This is a genomic window from Paenibacillus sp. MER TA 81-3, from assembly GCF_023713585.1.
Classification (GTDB): domain Bacteria; phylum Bacillota; class Bacilli; order Paenibacillales; family Paenibacillaceae; genus Paenibacillus_B; species Paenibacillus_B profundus.
Genome location: NZ_JAMAWB010000009.1, coordinates 246,982 through 269,138 on the forward strand (window position 1 = coordinate 246,982; position 22,157 = coordinate 269,138).

Genomic DNA, 22,157 nt, shown 5'->3' on the forward strand with positions numbered 1-22,157 from the left:
AAACCTCCAACGTTAGTTCGAATTCTTGTATAACTTCATCTCTATGCGTGCTCATGATGAACTCGAATCCACGGACGATCATCCACCCAATCGACTTGCACCGGCAAATCGAAGGTTGCCGCGAGCAATTCCGGTGTCAGCACGTCATGCTTGCGTCCCGAAGCGACCATTCGCCCCTCATGCAGCAGAGCGACGTGCGTAAATAACGGCACGATTTCCTCTAAATGATGCGTGACGTAAATGACGTTCAGATCGCGTCCAGTCAACACCCGCAAATCCTGCAGCAGCTTTTCCCTTTCATACAGATCGAGCCCTGAGCAAGGTTCATCCATAATGAGCAATTCAGGTTCTCCCATTAGAGCCCGTGCCAGCAAAATCTTCTTCCGCTCTCCTTGCGAGCATATACCAAGCGGTTGATCAGCTAGATGGCCGATGTGAAGCTCCTCCAGCAGCGCATGAGCTTTCGCCTCCACTTCCTCAGGTATTTCCTGATAGAACCGGAGCCATGCATATGCGCCTGTAGCGACAACTTCCCACACCGGGTCGCTCAGCGTTAATTTCTCGACAAGGGATTGGCTAATATACCCGATCTTCTTGCGCACTTCCCGCACGTCACAGTGTCCATATGTATGTCCAAGCACCTCAACCATCCCTTTGGAAGGAAACTGGTAAGCGGTAATCAATTCAAGCAGCGTCGTTTTGCCCGAACCGTTGCGTCCGAGCAGCACCCAATGTTCGCCTTGTTCAATGTTCCAATTCACATCATTCAGAATAACACGTTCCTCGCGTTGAAACCAAATATTACGGAGATTAACCATCTGCTTCCCCACCTCTCAACTGTTCATAAAGATAGGATACCGAATGAAAAGCATAGATTTTTCTAAGCTCTTTACTGACATCCGCGTTCTCCCGATCCCAAATCAATAAGCATGGCACGCTTTCAATTTGAAATGTGTGAACAAGATCTGGGACAAATTGAATGTGCACGGAGGCAATCGTCACTTGCGGACAGGTCTGTTCAACGATAGTCAGCATACGCTCTGCAAGTTGGCACGTTCCGCAAAATGGACTGTGCACATATAAAGCATCCCACAGCTCATTAGGATGCTTGCCCCTATCATCCCATAGCAGTTGTCGACACTCCGCCGCAGATAACGTAATCATTGCTTGTCTCGTTTCACACGTGCAAGAACATCAGGGGGCATCGGCCCATTGGCAAGCGCAACTTGTTCCGGTTTATTCTCATACAGCATTTGGTACATTCGCTGTCTTCCGATCGCGCTCGACGTGTGCAAATAGATTTCCTGCTTCGGATATAATCCACGCCGTACTATCTCACGGACAAGCTCCGTCCCGGTCGGCTCGCCCATACCCAAATCATGATCCAATGATAAAATGCCGACTTCCTCATGCTCTAATAGAAGAAGACATTCCTCCATATTACGGGCTAGCACAAATCCGTCCGGACAGCGCCGCCAATCGTCCAAATAAACATGTATCATCGTTTACCTTTTCTCCCTCCGTCCCAATCCATGACGCAGCGCTTCCCACTCCGAGTTGTGTCGGCCGTTCCCGTCGCCGGGCGTCTCTAAAATAAACATTTTTCCTTGCATCTCATCTGTAGACAACAGCTGATCGAACGCTTCCATACCAATGCAGCCTTGACCCACATTGGCATGCCGATCTTTACGCGAAGCGTAGCCATCTCTTGCATCATTCAAATGAACAGCGTGAACATGTGACCAGTAGTCGAGAGCATTCCCTTGAGAGAGCAGCGCTTTCGTCTCTGACGGATTCCATAAGCCGCTTGCATACGCATGGCAAGTGTCAAAGCAGAAGCCGACAGCTGATGGGCAGCTGCTGAGCTTGCGAATTTGCACAAGCTCTTCCAATGTAGCTCCCATGCCTCCATGATTGCCCGCCTGGTTCTCGATGAGGAGCAGCGCTTGACCGGACCAGACGTTCAACACGGTATTCAGCGTGCGGATAATATTTTCGTAACCCCGCAGCACAGCCTTGTCCGCAGCAACACGGCTGCCTTTGTAAGCTCCGAAGTGGACCACGGCCCCTACAGATCCGCAAGCTTCCGCAATCATGAGATCATTTAACAGCGATTGTACCGTGGCCCGAAACAGCTCGGGCGACTCATCGGCATCAACGGCCAGATTGGTCGGATACGGCGTGTGTGCTACAGAGCGGATATTGTACTTTTCTCCATATCCTCGGGCGGACAATGCATCGGATTCAAATCCAGCTTTCACGGATAAGCTGCGTGGATTTTTACTGAAATATTGATAACAGCCCAGCCCTGCTTGTTCCTGTAATTGAATCGCCTGCTTAGACGCCTGTGCATATCCTCCCCGCAATGACAGGTGACAACCATAGCACAGATCGACGGTATCGCTGCTGATTCTGTTATTGCTCATTCGGAGGAATTTCCGGTTGGCACTGCGGACAATAATAGGCAGGCCGACGCTGAATCAGCATTTCCTGTATCAATGTGCCGCAGCACGGACAAGGTTCCCCCGCCTTGCCGTGAATCGATTTATCCAGTTCTTCCCCAGCGTTTTGAGTATCGTCAGTTAGGCAGTGTACGTTCGCCGTTCCATTTTCACCCTGTTCAATCGCTCCTTGCAGCACATTTACCATAGCGTGGTACAAGCGATCCCAATCATCATCCTGAAGTAGATCCATACGGATGGATGGACGCAACCGTGCCGCAAAAGCAATATCATCGGCAAAACGGCTGTCGATGCCGACGATAATATTCGGGTTCATTAAAGCCGTTTTCAATGCGGAACGGCGCTTCGCAAAGAGCTTCTTGAATCGCTCTGGCGTCAAATGACGTGATAACGGGTCAGGGCCTTGCTCTTTTTGCTGTTCGTCCAGCTCTTTAGCAGTAAGCCACAGAAATTGCCCTATACGCGCACTATGAATCGTCACGATGGTGTTATCGGTCGTAAGCGACAACTGCTCCTTATGGATGCCATCTGCTGTCGTTCGCACGTCTGGCTGTGATTCATCAAAACGTTGCTCCATGTGCAAATGACTTCCATGAGCTGTGCGAAGCAGCAAACGCCGACCATCATCCAAATGAAAAATCAAATCCGTTCCTCTACGTTCAACGTACAGGATTTGACGGCCGATCACACCGTCCTTCATAGCGTCAAGCGCTGTATTTAACCAAGAATCCCGCTGAACGTGCAGATCGCGAATGCGCTGTCCAACCACATGCTGTTCCAGCTGCTTGCGGTACCCTTCGATTTCCGGAATTTCCGGCATCGAGCATCTTCCTTCCTGTTCACATGATGATATATGTCGTGAATTATTGTTTGTTCACTGCGTCGATAAACCATTGACGCATTTCCTCCATGTCGTGACAGATGACATCCGGAATTACACCGGATCGTTCTTTATATTCGTCCAGATTGGATGGCGTCGTTAATCCAGTAAAGACAAGCGCTGTGCGGCAGCCAGCATTCACTCCTGCCAACATATCCGTCATCATATTATCACCAACGACAATGGCATCGGCCGCCTCACATTGCATTCGCTCCAACGCCACTTTCATAATTAACTCGCTCGGCTTGCCGATAATAATCGGTTCCACGCCTGAAGCTGCCTGCACGGCAGCACCGATCGTGCCGGCTCCGGGGGAGAATCCCCTGTCGGATGGCAGCATTACGTCAGGATTGGTTAAAATCGAAACTGCACCCTTGCGGATAGCGCAAGATGCGGCTTCGAGCTTAGCGTATGAGAACTGGTGGTCTATTCCTTGCACGACGACACCGATACTTTGCTCCCACACTTCATTTACATCATCGGTCCATCGAATTCCCGCTTCGGTTAATGCTTGCTGCAAGCCTTGCTCTCCCACCATAAATACAAGTTTATCCGAATGTTTCATCTGAATATACGATGCAGCAGCTTGAGCAGACGTGAGTACATCTTGAGGATTTGCAGGTATTCCAAACCCTTGCAGCAGCTTAGCCACATCTTCCGGCGTGCGAGAAGAGTTATTCGTCACGAACAGATATGGAACTTGCAGTTCCTGCAGCGTGGCAATCAATCGATCAGCGCCCTCCACCTTCGTGGAACCGTGATACATTGTCCCGTCCAAATCGATAAATGCACAAATACGGTGATGATTACGACTGTTCATAAATGACTTCACTTTCCTTTCTTGCCCATGGTTGACTTACTTAGCTAGAGAAGACTGGATAACATAATCAACCCAACGCTCAACTGCATATCCATCCGCAAGCGTCGGTGCCAGATCCGACCACCGTTCATCACCAGATAGGCGCAAAATAAAGTGATGCAGCGCACCGAAATGACAATCTTGAAAAATTCCCATCGTCGCCTTCTCGTCTGGCAGCAAGTATAGGCTGTCCGGTTCCGGCGTCGCTTGCATGCTGCCGTTTAATAGATGGAGTGTCGGCTTTTTGTCGCGTTCCAAGTCACAGGTGATGCTGCCTTTCGTACCGACGATATCGATTCGGAACGCATCGGCACCATATGCGATTCGTGACACTTCCACAAGGCCGCGCACGCCCTCTTCCATCCGGAAGTTCATTACCGCCCAATCATCGACGTGAACGTCCACCCGTTCTTCCGAACCTGCAGTTTTCAGACGGTTCGGAATGAACGTCTCTGTGCGGCCATCAATATGAGCGAACTCACCGAACCAAAGACGAACTAAATCGAGTGCATGCACGCCGATATCGGTAATGGCCCCTCCTCCAGACAATGTATCGCTTAACCGCCAGCTGTATGGTCTATTTTCATTTAAATATCCCGAACGCATATACGCCATCTTACACTGCAGCACATCCCCGATAATGCCTTCTTGCAGCCAGGCGCGAATGCGCAGCACTGCCGGATGATAGCGGTATACAAACGCAAGCTGCTGCGGATATTGCGGCGGCACTTCTTCCAATAACGCTTCCGTAGCCTGTGCGCTCTCCGTTACCGGCTTCTCGCAATAGATCGCCTTGTTATGCTTCATCGCCATCCGGACCTGTTCGGCATGCAGCGCGTTCGGCGTGCAGATGCTCACCACATCCGTGCCCGCTTGCTGCAATGCTTCTTCCATGGAAGAAGTCACATGTGTAAATCCGATCTGCGCGGCTTGCGCTCCGACTTGTTCCGGTCTTCGAGTGACGAGAGATGCCAGCACTGGCATTACAGGCAACGATTTGATAATCGGCATCGTCCGCAATGCAACCATATGCGTCTTCGCTATCGTACCGAATCCGACAACGGAAAATCCAAGTGTATTCATAAAAGGCTCCACCTTTCTTTTTCCCTTCTCATTTATGTAGACGCATTTCTGGGAAATGCTTAACTTTGATCCATTGTAAAGAACCGTTTCCGTGCTTGCAACACTTGTTATCATAAGTCGATTTCTTGTTTCGACGCCGTGCGACGACAGTTGTCGTCGAAATGAAGGTTCTGCGCACCATTCCACGTCGGACAACGTATGTTTTGTCAAGTCCTGCGCTTTCCCGGGAAACTATTTTGGGGAAACAAAAAGAAACGGATTGCTCCGTTTCCGCTGTATTCCTTACACGAAAGGCGGCTCCCATCCTTTCTTACTCCATCCCAGCTTCGTCTTCACGACATTCAACTGCTCATCAAGTTCGACTTCCACACCAAACGGCAAACCACGCCGATGCCAGAAGCGAACATCATTCCACACGACCTTATATCCGTCCTTCCACTGCTGAGCATGCACCACGACGCGTTCGGCAAATCCGTGAAAAGCTCTCACTCCGTCCGTTGCCAGAGTGCGCTCAATGATTGGATTCAGAGAGAATCGTTTCTCGTATCGGGCATGAAAATCAAAACGAAGCGGTTCATCGGCATAGGCTAAGATCGGGAATCAGTTGATGATGCAACGCATCTGGGAATTGCATTCGGAACTGCTGCAGCACCCTAGAACACGTCCCCCAACGCCATAATATATAAAGGAAGGTTAAAGTGTAAGCAGCTGCAAACAGCGATGAAGCTCCTTGCCTATCAAGCCACAACCAACTGCTCAACACAGCCATATGAATACCAAACAGAACGGGGTCGAACAGACAGAGCACATCTTTATGCAGCCACTTGGACGTGAAGGGAAGAGCGGCTTGAATGCCATACGCGTTTAACCAGTCTAAACCAACGTGGAACATCACCGCGATGAATGTCCACAGAGCGACTATCGGCCAAGATTCCCATACGTGAAATAGGGATGACAACGGAAGCGCAATGACACGTCTCCTCTGGTCTTCCAGAATTGGTGACCTATTTGGATAAGCAGAGGGTACCTCACAATCGTTATCAGAAAGTTGGATATATATTAAGTTGTTGTAATGACCGTATGTTCATCAGCTAACACCGTATTTGGAAACACTTCCTTCGCTTCGGCAAGCAATTGCTCCATCACTTCGTCTTCTTTGTAACGCGAACTGAAGTGAGTCAGTGCAAGCTTCTTCGCATGAGCGTTCTTGGCGGCGGCTGCCGCCTGCTTTGCTGTACTGTGGCCGAAATCATGGGCATTATCCTTCTTATCCTCCAGAAATGTAGCCTCATGAACGAACAAATCCACATTGCGTGCCAGCCGGACGGCATTGTCGCATGGACGGGTATCACCCAATATCGCGACAGAGCGTCCAGGAATCGGCGCACCTACTACCGAAGCCGCGAAGACAAGCTCTCCGTTCGGAAGCTCGATATCCTCTCCTCGCTTCAGCTTGCCGTACATCGGCCCCGGTGGAATCCCTTTTTGCTGCAGCAGTTCGAACTTAAGCTTTCCTGGTCGATCTTTCTCTTGCACACGATAACCAAAGGACAGGACCCGGTGCTCAAGCGGAAGTGCGGTTACCGTGAATTGATCATCCGACCAAATTACACCCGGTTCAATTTCTTGAATGCGCAATTCATAAGGCAACTGTGTTGCGCTTACGGCGAATGTGGTATGTATGAACTTCTTTAACCCTTTCGGACCGAATACAGTCAGAGGAGTGACTCCGCCCTGATAAGCCCGGCTTGACAACAATCCAGGCAGGCCGAATAGATGGTCGCCATGCAAATGGGTAATGAAAATGAATTCACATTTGCCCAGCTTAAGAGGACTGCGGAGAACTTGATGCTGCGTTCCTTCTCCACAATCGAACATCCAGAACGAACCTCGCTCTTCATAGAGGCGCAACGCCATACTGCTCACATTCCGGCGCGTCGTCGGCATGCCGGCCCCTGTTCCCAAGAAATAGATATCCATGTCTCATTACACCTCCTAATCTATAATCTCCATTAATATTAAACTACATTAATACTGTAGCTTTGTCATTATTTCTTTAACCTCGAAATATCATTGATGAAAAAAGCCTCCGCACCATCATTTCTGTTGGTGATGCGGAGCTTTCAACGAATCTATATATATTATGCTTTATCCACGTTAAAATATTGCCCCTGAGGATGGGCGAACACCATTGCGGTTACCGATGCTTCCGGTTCCATCATACAGCCTTCCGTCAACTGCACACCGATGTCCTCTGGCTGCATCAAGCGGAAAAGCGGCTCTTGATCCTCCAGATTCGGACAGGCCGGATAACCGAAGGAAACACGTACCCCTTGGTATCTTGCTCCGAATCGTTCCTTCATCGTCATCTCTTCTGGGTCTGGAATGCCCCACACTTCGCGCATCATGTGGTGAATGCGTTCCGCAAGCCCTTCGGCAAGTTCCAAGGCAACAGCTTGCAGCGCGTGCAGGCGCAAATACTGACCTTGCTCCTTCCATTCCTCCGCACGCTCACGCACGTTTTTGCCCGCGGTGACAACGAGGAATCCGACATAGTCCATCATACCGCTATCTTTGGTTCGCAGGAAGTCGGCTAAGCACAAATACGGTTCCACCTGCTGTCTCGGGAATGTAAAGGTATGCAGAACCTCATTATGATTTTCCGGATTGTAAACATGGATCGAGTCCCCTTCGGATTGTGCCGGGAAAAAGCGATACATCGCATTCGCTTGCAGTACACCATCCTGAGCCCCTTCAACCAATATTTGATCGACTGTTTCCTTTAGCTCCACGGTCTTCGGATCCTGTTCCCGCAGCCGCTGCTCCACCGATCCTTTCAGACCAAGGTGATGCCCGAGCAGCATCTGCATGTTCACATATGGAACGACTTGCGGAATCGGAATATTCCGCAGCACGTGCCTTTCCAGATCCGGCGGGAGATATACGGGCGCTTCCTTGATTGCGGATCGAACCGCACGCGTCAGCTTCGGCAGCTTCGTGTGCTCCTCCTCTTCACGCGCAAGCCGTTCCTTGTGCGCACGCAATTCGCTGACGAGCCGCTGTCGTTCACTGACGTCCATTAGCTTGTTCGCCAAGTCAAGACCTTCCATCGCATCCTTCGCATACAGCACAAGGCCGTCATATTCCGGACTGATGCGATTTTTGGTAAACTTGCGCGTAAGCGCAGCTCCTCCGACCATAATCGGGACGTCGATACCGGCATTGCGCAAATCCTGGGCCGTGATGACCATCTGTTGAGCTGATTTTACGAGCAGACCTGACAGTCCAATCGCGTCCGGCTTCTCCTTGCGATATGCCTCAATCAATTGTTCCGGCGGTACTTTGATGCCCAAATTAACGATATGATAACCATTGTTCGCAAGAATAATTTCCACAAGGTTTTTCCCGATATCATGCACATCGCCCTTGACTGTCGCCAGCAATATCTTTCCTTTGACAGCGGACTCGTTCTTCTCCATGTACGGCTCAAGGAAGGAGACCGACGCTTTCATCACTTCCGCACTTTGCAGCACCTCGGCAACGATAAGTTCATTATTGTTGAACAACCGGCCGACTTCTTCCATTCCCTTCATCAGCGGACCGTTAATGATTTGGAGTGAACTATATTTAGTTAACGCCTCGGTTAAGTCGGGAATAAGTCCTTCCTTCGTCCCTTCTACCACGTATGAAGCGAGACGCTCTTCAAGCGGCAAATTGTTGGTCTTCTCTTTCTTCTCCACCTTGCGGTTCCGGAATGCCGCTACAAAGGCAGCTAACGTGTCATCATTCGTCTCATATAAGAGTGCTTCTGCAAGCTTACGTTCATGGTCCGGTATCGAGGCGTATCGTTCAACCTTTTCTGTGTTCACGATAGCATAATCTAGTCCCGCTCTCGTACATTCGTACAAGAAGACGGAGTTCAGCACTTCACGGCCAGCTTCCGGCAGTCCGAACGATACATTGCTGACGCCTAGTACCGTTTGACAGCGCGGCAGCGCTTGTTTTATGATCCGAATTCCCTCAATCGTTTCTTTCGCAGAACCGATATATTGCTCGTCACCGGTACCTACAGGGAATACCAACGGGTCGAAAATAATATCTTCAGGCTGTATCCCGAAGTCATCTACCAATATATGATAAGATCGCTTTGCTACTTCTAACTTGTCCTCGCGCGTAATCGCTTGGCCTCGTTCATCGATCGTTCCAACGACAAGAGCAGCGCCATATAGATGTACGAGCGGGACTACCTGCTCGAATTTATCTAACCCATCCTCTAAGTTAACGGAGTTAATAATCGCTTTGCCTTGCGTATGCTTCAATGCGAGCTCAAGCACTTTCGAGTCGGTCGTATCAATGACGAGCGGTACCTTCACCTTCTTCACAACTTCTTGTAAGAAGATTTCCATATCGACAGTTTCATCCCGGTCAGGGTCCTGCACACAGACGTCAATGACGTGCGCACCGCTCTTCACTTGGGCCCGAGCGATTTCCGCCGCCTCTTCAATCTTACCTTCAGCGATCAATCGTTTGAACTTGCGTGAACCGAGAACGTTCGTCCGTTCACCGACCATATATGGACGGCCTTCATTTTCAATATAGACGGTATCGATGCCGGATACGGCCGGAGGATGTTCGCCATAGTTCGTACGAGGCTGATATTGGCTTAAGACCTCGGACAGCGCTCGAATATGTTCTGGTGTCGTACCGCAGCATCCGCCCGCAATGTTCAGCCAGCCCTGCTCGGCAAACGAGGCAATCTTCCGTGCCAGCGAATCCGGCGACTCATGGTAGAGTCCATTCTCGTCCGGCAGACCCGCGTTCGGGTAACAGCTCACGGCAGACTTGGCAATCGATGCTAACGTACGTAAATGGTCGCGCATGAACTCCGGACCTGTCGCACAGTTCAGACCGATCGAAATTGGCTTCAGATGCTCCAATGAAATATAAAATGATTCAATGTTCTGACCTGCGAGCGTCGTCCCCATCGGTTCAATCGTGCCGGAAATCATTAGCGGCAAAGTCTTGCCCGTCGCTTCAAAGGCCCGTTGAATCGCAATAGAACCTGCTTTCACATTGAGCGTATCTTGAGAAGTTTCTAATAGTAACGCATCCACACCCGTTTCAATGAGTGCCACAGCCTCTTCATAATAGCTGTCAATCAACATATCGAACGTGATTCCGCCTGTCACCGACAATGTCTTGGTCGTAGGTCCCATCGCGCCCGCTACATAGCGTGGCCATTCCGGTGTGCTGTATCTGGCCGCAGCTTCCACCGCGAGCTTCGCTGCTGCCACGTTCAACTCACGAGCTCGGTCTTGAAGATCATATTCGGCTAATACGACACTAGTCGCTCCGAACGTGTTGGTCTCCAAAATATCAGCGCCTGCTTCGAGGTATTGTTCGTGTATTCGTGAAATAACATCAGGACGAGTCAACACGAGCATTTCATTGCAACCATCCAAATGCTCGCCCCCGAAATCATCCGGAGTTAAGTCAGCCTGCTGGATCATCGTCCCCATGGCACCATCTAAAATGAGAATTCGTTCTTGAAGTCGTTCTTGTAAAGTTGGTTTCCTCATCCCTCTGCCCACCCTCTATCTAAATGTTAGAACCTAGTTTAACAGATGTGGACCAATTAGGAAAGGATCGTATGTCCTCCATTGCAAATTGTTTCTTGCCCATTCATTTCCTCTGTAATATAATACGAAATAATAAATATCGGCAGGGAAACGAGGGATTGGCATGGCACAGATTCGAATCCGAAACACGAATGAATTGATCACTGGTGAAGAGAACGTTCGCTCTTTTTTGACCGTTCAAGGTGTATTATACGAGCATTGGGATCGTAACAAATTAGACGAAGCACTTCGCGAGAAATTTGTGTTGACCGATGAAGAGAAGCAAGTCATTTTGCATACGTATGAAGAAGAAATCCGCGACTTGGCCGCGCGCAGAGGTTATCAGACCTGGGATTTGATTTCTCTATCTGATGCTACGCCCAACATTGAGGAGCTGTTGAAGAAGTTTGAACAGCTTCATACGCATACTGAGGACGAAGTACGTGCCATCACAGCCGGCAACGGCATATTCATCATTAAAGGTAGCGATGATATAGGCTACATGGACGTAATACTTGAGGCAGGCGATGTCATTTCTGTTCCTGAAAGCAAGCCGCATTACTTTACGCTCATGGAGAACCGGCAAATCGTCGCAGTACGTTTATTTATTGAGACCGAAGGCTGGATTGCCCATCCGTTCGAGGATAACGCATTTCAGAAAGCGTAATGAACTTATCCAGCTTGTTATTCTAGGCAAAAAAGCGGTCCTCCTTGATTAGGTGGACCGCTTTTTGTATAACAGACAACAATTCAGCCTGCCTTCATAAGACAGTCAGCGTTACATATATGTAAATATAATTGTCCGCGTGAATCATTGCAGCAGCAGCTATTTTACCTCGAATGTCTTCTTCGGCATCGAGTGCATATCACGCGCCGTCACATGTGAGATGACATTATAGGTACCTGGCTTCTCGAACGTATGCTCCATTTGATAAGTGCCATCTTCCTTTAACGTCCCTTCAGCTCTTTCATGCTCTTCGCCTTCCATCCAGTATTCAAACTCGACCTTATCCGCATCATCCACCGCCTTATCGCTCTGCGTCACACGTGCAGAAATGATAATCGGTTCCTTGGCCTTAACCTCTTCAGGAACGTTCAACTCCACTTTAATCAGATCAGGAATCGTGCCGTCGGCGTTGCTGCCGCCATGATCACCGTGCATCGCATCACCCGGTTGATCAGTATGCTGATCATGACCCCCGTCATTGCCGCACCCTGCCATAAACAAAGCAGCGAGACTCAATGCAAGAACTGCTTTTTTCCACATTAATACATTCACTCCTTCAGTCCATTTCCAACTTGTCTTGTATCATTATAGACAACATTACCTATATAGTGATGACTCGATAGAGCTAATTCAGGTCAGTTTGTGTGGCGATTCAGTGACATTTGTCACATTTTACAAGAGAATACGCTAAATTAAATAAAAAAGCCTGCGATCTTCGCAGACTTCATGTGCGTAATATGAGTATTAGTGCTTCTTCGAATCGATCTCATCGATAACGGCAAACAACTCCGACAAATGAGAAATTTCATATTCAGGATGGATGTCGCCGGTGAGCTTCACCCCTTTGCGGTTGAGCCAGGCATGGTGCATGCCGACATTGTATGCTCCTTTTATATCGGTCGTCAGCTTATCTCCGACCATGAGCCCTGCGCTTGGCGCAATATCCAACAGAGACATCGCATGTTGAAACAAGCTAACTGCCGGCTTCCCTTCTGGATAGTTGCCAGAAATGACAAGGTGATCGAAGAACGGAATAATGTCTGGTACACCATCCAGCTTTTCTTGCTGCAGATCGGGGGACCCGTTCGTAAGCAAAAGCAGCGGATAGCGCGTCTTCAATTTGCGAAGCACCTCATATGTCTCTTCATAGACATACGATCTGGCTCGACGCTCTTTCATGAATTGCTTAGCCAATTCGGCACCTAGCGCCTCGTCTTCAACACCGACTGCTTTTAAGCCTTGGGTCCATGCCGACTGGCGATACATCGGCGCCAATTGTTGCAGCATGCGAAATTCCTGATGTTCACCACCCGTAAAATGTCCCCACAACGCTTCAAATGGATTGATACCGATATTTTGTGTGAAGGAATACGTTTCATAAGACGCGTACAGCTCTCGGGCCGCTTGACGAACTTCTGCTTCCAATTGATCTGGAATCGCTCCCGACTTGGACTGGGCGTACTGGCATGTCGCCGCAAACGCCTCCTCTACGCTCCGCTCGTCCCATAATAACGTATCATCTAAATCAAACAGTACAGCTTGAATGGACATGTCGGCTCCCTCTCTTACATTGACGTAATGCATATCAACTCTTTATCTCATCGTTACTTAACTGTACCGGTTGATTTCGATTCTTCCACGAACTCGATGCGATGCTGCTGTGCAAAGCTTTGCAGCCGTTTGCCCATCGTATCCGTATCATAGCGATTCATCGTGCGCGAAAAGACCCAACTGGAGCCCTTTCTGCTATGTTCTATAACGACATAACCAGGTTGTGCCACAATCTTCGTAATCTCTTGAGCCGGCAACGTCCGAATCCGGTTCCATTTAATCGTCGACAGCTCACCCTTGCCGATTCGGAGGAAAGGTCTTCTTAGGAAGAGAATAATCCCCAACCCCAGATAACAGAAGACCGTTACCCAATATAACGTCGGCGACTGGACATCCGTCATTGCTCCGCCAAGAAAGGCGTAGATGATAGTGAATCCTACGAGCACCATTGGCAGGATATAGCTGCGGCCTTTAAATTCTTCAAAGGCGACAGTGCTAGTCGACATCATCGATTTCCCTTGCTTCTTACGCTGCTTGTTCAGTTGTGTGCTGTTACGACGCACCTTGCGTTCCCAACTGCGAGACATGAATGTTAGCCCCCTTATTATTGCGACAATAAGACGTTGATGTACCTAATAAGCTCTTGCCTAATTGAATTTCAATATAATAATCGATGCAATTCCGGACAAAATCCGGTAATTACACCGACTTGGTCTATCGCTTACATTAATGAACAAGCCCGCCGGACCCGCCCTTTTCGCCCATTTGTTCTTCATCTTCAACAAAGCGAATCGTATCCAACTGGTTACGGACTTGCTTCCGGAATAAAGACAAATATTGCTCTCGCAGGCGCGCACGTTCCGCCAACTCCGTCTCGTTTAATCCTTCAGTTTTCTGCTTGCGGGCAAGCTCGTTTATTCGTGCGATCAATTGATCGATATTCATTGTCGTACCTCCATGTTTCTAAGCATATCTTCTACTTTGACATGGCAGGTCAAGCTTGTCAAGCAAGCGTATCGACTACAATCGCCATGGAGAAAGAATACAAAAATACATAGAAAGAGACCCATATTGAGTCTCCCGTTAAGCTTTAATATAAATGGTGAGTTATTGAACCATATTATAATCACTCTGTACAGTATGGCAAATGAACATCCCCGTATTACGAGCAGATATGTAGTGACCACTTAATATGTGATTTGATTACATCAATGGAAGAAAGACAATTCCCTATTCTAACTCCAAAGGCACAAGTATGACATCTCCCGCCAACAGCGTATGTCCTTCTATATCATTCAATACGATGATTTCATAAATGTATTGACGAATATCCATATGCTCTGGTTTGTAAGCAGCAGCAATAACCCATAAGGAATCTCCTGGCTGGACAAGCACCCGTTCCACTGCGCTCTCCATTCCTACCTGCTCCTGCACATCATCGTTCCCCCACGCTTGTACAATGCTGCCGCATGTGACGAAAAAGAGAGCGATCGTAAAGACGATAAGACGAAGTCGACGTATATATATTGAACGACGTTGCTTTCCTCTACCATTGCTGGCAGCAGTCGATACATTATAAATTGAACGATAAGTTGTATACATCATCTATCCCATCTCCCCAAACGCTTGTTCTATTACTTTCGCAAATAATTTAACACGAACACTTGTTTGAGTCAATATATTTTTAGAACATTAGTTCTCATATCATTCGTCTTTTTCTCCTTCCTATTCACGCCCGATAAAAGAGAACGCTTAAAAAGCGCGAGTTTATGCATTTTCCTTAGAACTTATGTTTGTACGAACGGAGGTTCTATGGTATAATTTTGACAAAAGAGTATTCATTGGAGTTGATACCCTTGTCTAAAATATCCAGTCGTCAACAAGCGATTCTTGATTTTATACGCAATGAAGTTCGTGGTAAAGGTTATCCACCATCGGTTCGCGAGATTGGCGAAGCGGTTGGCTTAGCCTCCAGTTCTACAGTGCACGGTCATCTGGATCGCCTTGAGAAGAAAGGCTTCATTCGTCGCGATCCGACGAAGCCCCGTGCAATTGAACTGCTCAGCCATGAACAATCCGAGCGTACGAATGAATTCACCCAGTCTGTAGCAAGAATTCCGGTAGTGGGTAAAGTAACGGCGGGTGAACCTATTACGGCAACTGAGAATATTGAAGACTATTTCCCGTTACCTACACATATGGTCGGGGACGACGAGAACGTGTTTATGTTATCTGTCATTGGTGATAGTATGATCGAAGCCGGAATACATAACGGCGATTATGTCATTGTTCGCCAGCAGCAGACTGCTAATAACGGAGATATCGTCGTAGCGATGACGGAAAACGATGAAGCAACGGTCAAGACTTTTTATCGCGAGAAAGACCATGTCCGTCTTCAACCCGAGAACCCGACATACGAACCTATTTGTCTGAAGCATGTGACGATTTTGGGTAAGGTCATTGGTTTGTTCCGAGATTTCCATTAACAAAACACAGCCTTTGGTTCTCCTCATAGGTGAATTATCGGCTGTGTTTTTATTTTCAAAAGCTAAATTTGTTATTTCCATTTATACGCTGCTTTTCTCGCACGCGTGTTGATCTTCTTGAAACATATTCCAGTTTTAGCGTCGTATTTTTACGCTGTTCTTCCCTCTCTTATCGGCTGCCATGACAATATACGCTCCATCTTGAACGGACGCCATCCACTCGAACGCAAACAAGTCGCATGAACAGTGCCATCACTGATTTTGTGAATGATAACACGGCGCTTCGTGATGTCGCCATGTCTGTCTTCATAAATGATCTCAATTGCTCGACCAATATAATGTTCAAGAAGCATGTCACTTCACCTCCATTCAGAACGTTTGTTCTTATTATTTGCGATTTCTCAAAGCATAAGCCAATAATCGTTCGTTTATAAAAAAAAGATGACTCCTGATGAATACCAGAAGTCACCTTTTGCAGTCTAGGCCATCGTGTTTTTCAAACCGTCACAATAAGGGTTACAATACATTTTTTCCGCTTGTCGTACTTAACTTAAAAAGTAAGATATAAAAATCTGCTAGGATTTATTAGACCAATGCACAGGATCTTTAGAGATCGGCATGAGGTGATACACCCCGTACGTTGCACCCACTTTTACAAGATCATCGTAATTCGAAATACTAATAGATGTTCCATCCGCTTTTTTTATAGTAGTCTTCTTGGTAACCGGGGAGTTCATATCAATTGCGTTTCCGCGAATATGATCCGAATCAAGTGCAGGGGCGGCCACAATGCTGTATGCGGCAACCATTTCAGCAGCAGCGTTTTTGGATTTAGTATATTTGCTATCATCATTTGGATGTACCCATTGAATATTGACGCCGCTCATTGAAGGAACATCTTTAGGACTGATTTGCCCTTTGCTAATTTTGTATGAATAATGCATAAGATATGCTCGTTCTTTTGGTCTTAACGTAGAAGTCACTGTAACCGTAATATTGGCATCCTTCATCGCTTTAATGAACTTTTCAACTTTAGGTCTGAATTCACTGCTCAAATCACTGACGCTTGCAGAATTAGGAAATTCTTGAACCCATCTCTTCCCGCTTATACCACTGTAAGTAGATGACGCTCCAAATGCTGTTGCAGGAACAACAAGTGATAAAGTAAGAATCAGCATAACAGCAACTTTAAATAGCTTCATATTAATACCTCCTAAAATATTGTTATTTTTTGCCTGATCCAAACATACCAAATATTCTCTATTTTTGATATAGTTTTCAAAAAATAATATATTTGAAAATGAAAAAGAGCCGTGACTCCCTACGAGTCTTCTCTTCTAGCAATGATTATTTGCGTGTATGGCTTCGTACACTATACATTTTCACAACCTGAAATCTATACGATAAGCTAAGCCCCTAGTTTATTCTAACTGCCCTGTAATCACCTCAAGCACTGTTTTCGACCTTTTCAGAAAACAGGAATCTATTTGCGCGATTTTCAATACACTTTATATTGTAATTACCTTATTTAAGGAGGTTTTTTTATGAAAATAAGAAAACTATTGCTTGTCTCTTTACTTGCTTTCAGCATGTTCCCACTCGCGGCTGGTGCAAATCCGGTACAAGATTCCGACACCAAATTAACGCATTGCCCCTCATCCCTGGTCACTGTTTAGAGCTCGGAGGAGATTTCCATGCGTTTATCTCATTGTTATCATCCTTTCTAGCAAAACAAAAAAAGCACCCGCAGGGATATATAAATTTGGAATATAACGGACTTTGCCGTCTTCAGCTGCATATAGCTTGGTGGTTTCTTCCCCGTCTTGGTAACGAATCATAATACCCAAATCGTAATTTCCTTCTCCGGTTTTATAAAGTAATAGATTAATCAACTTATTTTGTCCCGCAGTGTTTGTCCACTTATACCAATCGACATCCGTACTGTTAGTTATTGACATAGCAAATGCTACAACCCCAGCAGGTGTTGGAGTTAGCGGATGGGCTTGGTCTTTAGTATCTGCAAAACCAATAGCAGTTGGGGTAAATTCACTAGCAAATGCAGATGTGGACTATGCAAACAAGCAGACGGCAACAATAAGTAAAGATAAATCCTTTCTTATTTTCATCAGACTTCTACCTTTCTGATTTTTCCAAGTGTCATACTCTTATTTTTACCACTAAAAAGAATTACCCACATGGTACAAAATAGTCGCTGAATAATCAGCGACTCCATCAAAAATTCAAGGACTAATTACAAATGCGTCGAAATTAATCGGGAAATCCGATTTATTAATATAGTACATGCTATATGTCCCAGGAGATAATGTAGCAGGGGCATTGTAAAACTCACCGAGAATCTTTTTCAACTCCACTCACTCCTCCGAAATTATTTCCTTTATCCGGATCAGAATATTGAGTTTATTTGAATATTATTCCTTCTATATACTTATTCACAAAATCATACTTGTCCTTATATATAACCCTGCTTATCTTATCCAATGATGAGAAATGCCCCCTGTAATTGGACGGCTGAGTTTGTCGAGCCTAGCACCCTTTCGTGCCATAATAAATTTCAATTGATAGTTTATATTCTTCTTGATCGCTATAGTCTGCTGGAGAGTGACCAAAAACTTTTAAGTACAATGTTCCTCCAGGAGCAAGCGTTGCTCCCATTCTTGCGACATTAGTGACAAATGAAAAACATCGGTTAGGGTGCCTCAATCCCCGAAGGAGCGCCAATGGAGCTCCCCGTTATGATAAAGTGGTCAGCAAACAGTTTTAGCATATTATTCAAATTAGAACATATGGATGATATTGTGTTAATCAATCTGAATATGGAGGGTGATACTCATGCGTTTCAAAATCTTGTCAGTTGGATTGTCAGGCATGTTGTTAGCAAGTGCGTTTGTACCTGCTGCCGGTGCAACCTCGGTCCCTGCTAAGGGCCAAAACTCATCAGTATCAGAAGACAATGCAATGAACCGTACCGAACGAGAAGTAAGGGCATACAATAAAAAGCTCTACCCGACAAAATCATCCATCCCACAAGTTTATCAGTACAATGACGGAAAATACGCTGGACAACTTAAGATTACAACCGTCACTTCGTACAGAGATGGAGAGTGGTGGGGCGTTACTTATGAAGGCCCTGTTTATCCTGTCTATTCTATTTATCCTGTTTAATTTTGAATATATGCCGCCCTTTTACAGGGCGGCTATAGTTAAAGTTAACATAGTCAGAGGAGGTCACATGGTTTACACCGGAGAAATGGAGCCCCTCGGCGGACCATGCCCGGGTTTGTTGGAATGAGCGACTTCGGATTATGTATTAAGTTTATTCGAGCAACGAGTCTTATTCGAGCAGGTGCGTCCGCAAGCGGCCGCCGCAAAATTGCTTCGCTCTACCGAACCGTGAAAATCGGAGTCGAAACACAAATCCCCGAATAATCGCCGTCACACCGATTGGCCGCGCGATGTTCTCTTCTTTGCTCTCTATTTCAACAGAAACGGCGAGAAGAGGTACGCCCCGGTGATTCGCCGTTCAATCCGGCCATGTTTTGAATAGATATCAAAAAAAGGGACAATGTCTAAGTACCATCCTCTTAACCTAAAATGACGATACTACAAATAACCTCGTAATTGAAGCAATTGAAGATATTTCACATAATAGTTGTTATCTATATAAGTTGAACTAAAGAATTATAGGATTATGGTAAGGGATTTCAACCCTGCATGTCGAATAAAGAAGGAAATAGAAGAAGACAGGCAGGAAAAGAACATGGAAAACGCAACGAAGCTTGAAGAAGTAAAGCAAGCCATGAGAAAAGCAAGGGATCGCCGAATGTACGAGCGTTGCTTGGCAATAAGTTTGCATTTACAAGGGCATTCGGTAAAAGAAATTGCCCATACATTGAACCGAAGCACTCAAACGGTCACCACCTATATCAAGGCTTACGATCAAAGCGGACTTCCCGGACTGCAAATGAACCATTCACCAGGCGCACCTGTTCGTTTGAGCGATGAACAGCTGGAACAACTGAAACAGACCATTGCCTATTGCGTTCCTCATGAAGTAGGCTTTATCGCTCGTCACACCTGCACATTGGAACTGATCGCTGCCTTTATTGAGCGTGAATTTGGGCAAAGCTATTCGCTTCGCGGCGTCTCGAAAATGATGCATCGCCAAGGACTGAGCTACACCAAACCGACGTATACCTTAGCTGCGGCAGACGAAGAGAAACAACGGCAGTTCTCAGAAACCACATTTCCCGAGTCAAAAAAAGACGCATGGTAGCAAGCGAATTCTTTGCCTCGATCTACTGTAGCACTTTGAAAGGCAGCCTTTGGATACTGGCTTGCCACAACACCACACGCCACCTCCATAGAGTACGCCGTGCGATCCAGTATTTTTAGTGCCACGTACATCCGCGTTTTACGCTCAATGAAAGTTGCTACGCAGGCCTTACTTTTCCCTCGACTGGAGACGACCGTGTCGAGCTCCCAGTGGCCAAAGCTCTCTCGTTTGTGAATCCCTTTTGGTCGCTGGCTGATGGATGTACCCACCATAAATCATCGTGTTTCGACCGGCTTATGGCGCTTTCCTTTGTGCCGAAGCACCTGTAAATCTCCTGCTACAAGCCATCCAGAGTAGATCCAACGGTAGATCGTTTTGAAGCATACGAAGGCTCTTTTGTCCTCTCGTCGTTTCTCTGCAATTTGCTCAGGAGACCAGGTTTGTTTCAGCTCTGTCTGCAGTTCTTCCGCCAGTTGCGAAGAGAACTTCCCTCTAGGCTTGCTCTCTCTTCTACGATCCTGACTAGCTTGATGGGAGGACTTCGCTTCGTAAGTCTGATTCACGAACCCACGCTTGATCTTACGAGCGATGGTGGAATGGTGACGGCCTAAATGGCGAGCAATGGCTCTTGCAGACCAACCTAGTCTATTTAATATCTCTAGTTGTCCACGATTCAATTATGCTAAGATGGGAAAAGCTCATGTTGGGTTCTCCTGTATCTATGGTGGTGTGGTAACTTCCATTTTACACGAAACCACCATGGGTACTCTTTTTTCTAGGTGTCGCACTTCATATTACAATCCGTCTTATATAAAAGCGGCCGCTTTTCAATTTATATTTTACTAATATATCCTTAATTGGGTATATATTTCAAAAGTATTGTTATTCTAATATTTTACTTTTTTAGATATTTGAACAAAAAGAAAAGCACTGCAATGGGTGCTTTGATTTGCCTGGTAATTACACATCATAGATTCTATGAGTTACTTTGTACTCTTCCATTACTCCATTTTTCGATTCCACAACATAATAAACTGTTGCGCCAGGAGGAACAAGTATATCATTTATGGTATGTATACTCCATTCGGACTGTCCAATATCCACTGGATCCTGTGCAAAAAGTATGTCGGAAACACGACCATTATTATAATCAATAATTACTCCAAATTTATATCTGCTTTTACCAACACCTGGCTCTAAAACACCCGATAAATACTTTGTTGCGCCTGTATTGTTGGTCCAGGTAAACCAATCTTTATCCCCATCACCTTCTATAAATAACCTAATCTCTTGTTTTGGGAAGATATTAATAGCAGTCTCTTTTGTGTCACCGATCCCTTTAGCAGCAAATGCACTCTGTGAAAATATGAAAGCCATTGCGAATACAAGAAGCATAGAGATAAACTTTTTGTGTTTCATTGTATTGTATTCCACCTTTCGTCTTCATCTTTTCCTTATTAGTGTTAGTTGAGGCTACCTAGCTTGTTGAGCTTCATAGTAATCTGTTGCATTGGACACTGAAAAAAGGAAATCGTATTGTTCCACGGAATACTCTTTTGCTCTAACAACAAAATAAATTGTTGCACCTTTTGGAATTAAGAAGTCTGAAAATAAACCAGAATTAATCCCTCCCAATTTCTCTGCATAGACTAAACTCGTTTTTTTCCCGTTTTTATATTGTATTCTCATGCCGAGTATTAAGTCTGCTTTACCTGTAGTTCCATTTGCTACTGCAACAAATAATTTTTTCATTTCTCCCGTATTATTTGTCCAAGCAAACCAATCATCATCCCCCTTGCCATTCGTGTAAAGACTAAAAGTATTAGTTTCCGTTGTTAATGTGATTGCGTTTTCAGGTGTGTCAGCTACCCCTGTTGCTGCCATAGCTGGTTGTGTAAATGTCAGTAACATCATGGATGCAAGAAGAACAGTAATCATCTTCTTGATTCTCATAGTTCTTTTCCACCTTTACTATGTAGTAGAGTTTAAGACTTCCAACTCTCACCTAGATAATACCAATATATTACTGAAGAAGTATATAGTACTTTAGTTATATTATTCCACATTATTGCTATTTTTTAGGATGTTTCATTCAAATAAAAAAGCACCGGTTAAGGTACTTAATAGAAAAATAAAGAGAGCAGAAAGAAATCTGCTCTCTATCAACCTATTAATATACAGTAACACACCTGTTTAT

25 protein-coding genes and 1 pseudogene are annotated in these 22,157 nt (G+C 46.1%); 4 read left to right on the top strand and 22 right to left on the bottom strand.

From position 1 onward, the window contains the following. Positions 1-41: 41 nt before the first annotated feature. The 11 genes from M3650_RS15325 to metH all read right to left on the bottom strand — a co-directional run bounded on the left by M3650_RS15325 (position 42) and on the right by metH (position 10,863). Positions 42-818: an ABC transporter ATP-binding protein gene (locus M3650_RS15325; RefSeq protein WP_251575981.1), complete on the bottom strand. Its 777-nt coding sequence runs from the start codon at positions 816-818 to the stop codon at positions 42-44. Next, a complete protein-coding gene (locus M3650_RS15330) occupies positions 811-1,164 on the bottom strand; it encodes a thioredoxin family protein (RefSeq protein WP_251575983.1) in 354 nt (117 codons plus the stop codon). Before M3650_RS15330 ends, M3650_RS15325 begins: the two co-directional genes overlap by 8 nt. Next, a complete protein-coding gene (locus tag M3650_RS15335; RefSeq protein WP_251575985.1) occupies positions 1,161-1,502 on the bottom strand; it encodes a cyclic-phosphate processing receiver domain-containing protein in 342 nt (113 codons plus the stop codon). Before M3650_RS15335 ends, M3650_RS15330 begins: the two co-directional genes overlap by 4 nt. Before the next feature lie 3 nt (positions 1,503-1,505). Beyond that, positions 1,506-2,426 (bottom strand): deoxyribonuclease IV, encoded by a 921-nt coding sequence (locus M3650_RS15340; RefSeq protein ID WP_251575987.1) that lies wholly within the window; start codon positions 2,424-2,426, stop codon positions 1,506-1,508. After that, positions 2,416-3,282, bottom strand: coding sequence for an Fpg/Nei family DNA glycosylase (locus M3650_RS15345; RefSeq protein WP_251575989.1), 867 nt, complete (start codon positions 3,280-3,282; stop codon positions 2,416-2,418). Before M3650_RS15345 ends, M3650_RS15340 begins: the two co-directional genes overlap by 11 nt. A gap of 43 nt (positions 3,283-3,325) precedes the next feature. Further along, a complete protein-coding gene (locus M3650_RS15350; protein WP_251575991.1) occupies positions 3,326-4,162 on the bottom strand; it encodes an HAD-IIA family hydrolase in 837 nt (278 codons plus the stop codon). A 36-nt stretch (positions 4,163-4,198) separates the two neighbouring features. Further along, a complete protein-coding gene (locus tag M3650_RS15355) occupies positions 4,199-5,284 on the bottom strand; it encodes a Gfo/Idh/MocA family protein (RefSeq protein ID WP_251575993.1) in 1,086 nt (361 codons plus the stop codon). 282 nt (positions 5,285-5,566) lie between these two features. Beyond that, complete coding sequence (locus M3650_RS15360) at positions 5,567-5,773, bottom strand: hypothetical protein (RefSeq protein WP_251575995.1); 207 nt, start codon at positions 5,771-5,773, stop codon at positions 5,567-5,569. A gap of 85 nt (positions 5,774-5,858) precedes the next feature. Then, a complete protein-coding gene (locus tag M3650_RS32625) occupies positions 5,859-6,242 on the bottom strand; it encodes a metal-dependent hydrolase (RefSeq protein ID WP_369011126.1) in 384 nt (127 codons plus the stop codon). Between the two features lie 101 nt (positions 6,243-6,343). Further along, positions 6,344-7,264 carry a ribonuclease Z gene (gene rnz, locus M3650_RS15365; RefSeq protein WP_251575997.1) on the bottom strand — a complete coding sequence of 307 codons (921 nt, stop codon included), beginning with the start codon at positions 7,262-7,264 and terminating at the stop codon, positions 6,344-6,346. Positions 7,265-7,425: 161 nt separating this feature from the next. Next, a complete protein-coding gene (gene metH, locus M3650_RS15370; protein WP_251575999.1) occupies positions 7,426-10,863 on the bottom strand; it encodes a methionine synthase in 3,438 nt (1,145 codons plus the stop codon). Between the two features lie 163 nt (positions 10,864-11,026). Here metH and M3650_RS15375 point away from each other — a divergent pair, with 163 nt between their 5' ends. Continuing rightward, positions 11,027-11,569: a cupin domain-containing protein gene (locus tag M3650_RS15375; RefSeq protein WP_251576001.1), complete on the top strand. Its 543-nt coding sequence runs from the start codon at positions 11,027-11,029 to the stop codon at positions 11,567-11,569. Between the two features lie 159 nt (positions 11,570-11,728). Here M3650_RS15375 and M3650_RS15380 read toward each other — a convergent pair whose 3' ends face one another. From M3650_RS15380 to M3650_RS15400, 5 genes are all read right to left on the bottom strand, one after another. Further along, positions 11,729-12,169, bottom strand: coding sequence for a FixH family protein (locus tag M3650_RS15380; RefSeq protein ID WP_251576003.1), 441 nt, complete (start codon positions 12,167-12,169; stop codon positions 11,729-11,731). A gap of 204 nt (positions 12,170-12,373) precedes the next feature. Continuing rightward, complete coding sequence (locus M3650_RS15385) at positions 12,374-13,180, bottom strand: HAD family hydrolase (RefSeq protein ID WP_251576005.1); 807 nt, start codon at positions 13,178-13,180, stop codon at positions 12,374-12,376. A 53-nt stretch (positions 13,181-13,233) separates the two neighbouring features. Continuing rightward, positions 13,234-13,767, bottom strand: coding sequence for a methyltransferase (locus M3650_RS15390; RefSeq protein WP_251576007.1), 534 nt, complete (start codon positions 13,765-13,767; stop codon positions 13,234-13,236). 139 nt (positions 13,768-13,906) lie between these two features. Next, positions 13,907-14,125, bottom strand: a complete 219-nt coding sequence (locus M3650_RS15395) for a DUF896 domain-containing protein (RefSeq protein WP_019423857.1) — start codon at positions 14,123-14,125, stop codon at positions 13,907-13,909. A gap of 285 nt (positions 14,126-14,410) precedes the next feature. Next, entirely contained in the window at positions 14,411-14,785 is a 375-nt protein-coding gene (locus M3650_RS15400; protein ID WP_251576009.1) for a LysM peptidoglycan-binding domain-containing protein, read from the bottom strand. A gap of 251 nt (positions 14,786-15,036) precedes the next feature. Between M3650_RS15400 and lexA the strand changes: the two genes are divergently transcribed. Continuing rightward, on the top strand, positions 15,037-15,666 hold the full coding sequence (gene lexA, locus M3650_RS15405) for a transcriptional repressor LexA (protein WP_251576011.1): 630 nt from the start codon (positions 15,037-15,039) through the stop codon (positions 15,664-15,666). 149 nt (positions 15,667-15,815) lie between these two features. Here the strand turns inward: lexA and M3650_RS15410 are convergent, their stop codons facing one another. The 3 genes from M3650_RS15410 to M3650_RS15420 form a co-directional block, all read right to left on the bottom strand. Continuing rightward, complete coding sequence (locus M3650_RS15410) at positions 15,816-16,019, bottom strand: hypothetical protein (protein WP_251576012.1); 204 nt, start codon at positions 16,017-16,019, stop codon at positions 15,816-15,818. Between the two features lie 222 nt (positions 16,020-16,241). Beyond that, positions 16,242-16,868: a D-alanyl-D-alanine carboxypeptidase family protein gene (locus tag M3650_RS15415; RefSeq protein WP_251576013.1), complete on the bottom strand. Its 627-nt coding sequence runs from the start codon at positions 16,866-16,868 to the stop codon at positions 16,242-16,244. Between the two features lie 498 nt (positions 16,869-17,366). Further along, positions 17,367-17,624: a hypothetical protein gene (locus tag M3650_RS15420; RefSeq protein ID WP_251576015.1), complete on the bottom strand. Its 258-nt coding sequence runs from the start codon at positions 17,622-17,624 to the stop codon at positions 17,367-17,369. A gap of 892 nt (positions 17,625-18,516) precedes the next feature. Here M3650_RS15420 and M3650_RS15425 point away from each other — a divergent pair. Together M3650_RS15425 and M3650_RS15430 are read left to right on the top strand one after the other, a co-directional pair. After that, a complete protein-coding gene (locus tag M3650_RS15425; protein ID WP_251576017.1) occupies positions 18,517-18,849 on the top strand; it encodes a PAS sensor protein in 333 nt (110 codons plus the stop codon). Between the two features lie 658 nt (positions 18,850-19,507). After that, positions 19,508-19,960, top strand: a complete 453-nt coding sequence (locus tag M3650_RS15430) for a helix-turn-helix domain-containing protein (RefSeq protein WP_483311746.1) — start codon at positions 19,508-19,510, stop codon at positions 19,958-19,960. Here the strand turns inward: M3650_RS15430 and M3650_RS33140 are convergent. The 3 genes and pseudogenes from M3650_RS33140 to M3650_RS15450 form a co-directional block, all read right to left on the bottom strand. Then, a pseudogene (locus M3650_RS33140) lies at positions 19,957-20,662 on the bottom strand (IS30 family transposase); the annotation flags it as partial. The gene M3650_RS15430 and the pseudogene M3650_RS33140 sit on opposite strands and share 4 nt — an antisense overlap. 258 nt (positions 20,663-20,920) lie before the next feature. Continuing rightward, the gene (locus tag M3650_RS15445; protein ID WP_251576025.1) at positions 20,921-21,379 is read right to left on the bottom strand and encodes a hypothetical protein; all 459 of its coding nucleotides are present in this window, start codon (positions 21,377-21,379) and stop codon (positions 20,921-20,923) included. 54 nt (positions 21,380-21,433) lie between these two features. Further along, entirely contained in the window at positions 21,434-21,913 is a 480-nt protein-coding gene (locus tag M3650_RS15450) for a hypothetical protein (protein WP_251576027.1), read from the bottom strand. Positions 21,914-22,157 lie beyond the last annotated feature (244 nt).